Genomic DNA, 396 nt, shown 5'->3' with positions numbered 1-396 from the left:
ATGTGATGAAACACTTTGTCTTTGCCTCCATCTTCGCCCTTATGCTCCTGATCATCATTGTGATGAGCGGGAGCATGAGGCTGGTTGTTGCCAATGCACCATCAGATGATGGGTTGATGTCACTGACGGAGACCGGTGAACCACCACCTCCCACCGAGGTCCCGCCGGATCCTACCGAAGTGCCAACCCCAACCGAGATCCCGCCGGATCCTACCGAAGTGCCAACCCCAACCGAGATCCCGCCGGATCCTACCGAAGTGCCAACCCCAACCGAGATCCCGCCGGATCCTACCGAAGTGCCAACCCCAACCGAGATCCCGCCCGACCCCACCGAAGTGCCAACCCCAACCGAGGTCCCGCCGGATCCTACCGAAGTGCCGACGCCCACTGAGGTCC

At 60.6% G+C, this 396-nt stretch carries 1 protein-coding gene; it reads left to right on the top strand.

Annotated elements, in window-relative coordinates:
- Positions 1–5: 5 nt before the first annotated feature.
- Positions 6–396 (top strand): hypothetical protein (locus EYB53_RS19620; protein ID WP_205712692.1); only part of this gene is annotated, 391 nt, incomplete at its 3' end.

This window comes from Candidatus Chloroploca mongolica, assembly GCF_004762035.2.
GTDB lineage: Bacteria > Chloroflexota > Chloroflexia > Chloroflexales > Chloroflexaceae > Chloroploca > Chloroploca mongolica.
Note: the sequence above shows the minus strand (reverse complement) of the source record. Positions and strands in the feature narration are given on the sequence as shown.